This is a genomic window from Polaribacter sp. BAL334, assembly GCF_015767435.1.
Classification (GTDB): domain Bacteria; phylum Bacteroidota; class Bacteroidia; order Flavobacteriales; family Flavobacteriaceae; genus Polaribacter.
In genome coordinates this window covers 1-672 of record NZ_JADWOV010000021.1, presented here as the reverse complement: position 1 = coordinate 672, position 672 = coordinate 1, and the positions used below count along the sequence as shown (strand labels likewise).

Genomic DNA, 672 nt, shown 5'->3' with positions numbered 1-672 from the left:
CGCATATACAAAGGAATGTCTAACGAATTGTGATGTGTTATAAAAGGTCTTGCTGCTGCTCCACCAGGAATGGGTTGTAAAACGGGTGTTTCTACCTCAAAATATCCTGCATCATTGAAAAAAGAACGCATGGCATTGAACAATTTGGTGCGTTTTACAAACACTTCTTTTACATGCGGATTTACAACCAAATCAGCATAACGTTGTCTGTAACGCAATTCCGGGTCGTTAAATTCATCATGAGTGTTTCCTTCAGCATCTACTTTTGGTAAAGGCAAAGGTTTTAAAGCTTTACTCAGTAATTTAAATTCTTTAACCATTACTGTTTTTTCACCCACTTTTGTAGTGAACAAAGTTCCTGTAATTCCAATAAAATCACCAATATCAAGTAATTTTTTATAGACTTCATTGTACATAGTTTTGTCTTCGTCAGCACAAATTTCATCGCGATTAAAATACACTTGAATTCTTCTTGACATTAATCTTCCTGCAATTACAACCTTTTTTCCTTCCGAAAAATTGGATTTTATATCCATAGAACTTGAATCTAGTGGAAATAAATCTGCTGGATAAGGATTGATGCCTAAAGTGCGTAATTTTGCTAACTTTTCTCTACGTACAACTTCTTGTTCTGATAATTGCATTGGGTTTGTAAATTTTCTGATGTTTTAT

1 protein-coding gene is annotated in these 672 nt (G+C 33.9%); it reads right to left on the bottom strand.

The window, feature by feature from the left end; all coding sequences use genetic code 11:
• A partial coding sequence (locus IU405_RS00115; protein WP_317193325.1) for an amino acid--tRNA ligase-related protein occupies positions 1–644 on the bottom strand: 644 nt, incomplete at its 3' end.
• Between the last annotated feature and the right edge of the window lie 28 nt (positions 645–672).